This is a genomic window from Streptomyces graminilatus, assembly GCF_001418565.1.
GTDB classification, from domain to species: domain Bacteria; phylum Actinomycetota; class Actinomycetes; order Streptomycetales; family Streptomycetaceae; genus Streptomyces; species Streptomyces graminilatus.
This window is the reverse complement of sequence record NZ_LIQQ01000570.1, coordinates 2810-3082: the sequence shown is the minus strand read 5'-3', so window position 1 is coordinate 3082 and position 273 is coordinate 2810. Positions and strand designations below refer to the sequence as shown.

Sequence of the window (273 nt, the reverse complement as noted above, 5' to 3'; positions counted from 1 at the left end):
CCGCCCCCGCTGGTACCGCTCCGCTACTTGGTGCCCGGCCGTTCCTTCTCCAGGGCCTTCTGCGCCTGCCGCTCCGCCTGCTTCTCCGCCTTCGCCGCTTCCGCGATCTGGCGCTTGGCGGCCGACGCGTAGATGTCGACGTACTCCTGGCCGGAGAGCTTCATGATTTCGTACATGACCTCGTCGGTCACGGCCCGGAGCACGAAGCGGTCGTGTTCCATGCCCTGGTACCGGCTGAAGTCGAGCGGCTTGCCTATGCGGATGCCGGGGCGC

General features: G+C 67.8%; 1 pseudogene. It reads right to left on the bottom strand.

The window, feature by feature from the left end:
• Positions 1-23 precede the first annotated feature (23 nt).
• A pseudogene (locus AOK08_RS47990) lies at positions 24-273 on the bottom strand (1-acyl-sn-glycerol-3-phosphate acyltransferase); the annotation flags it as partial.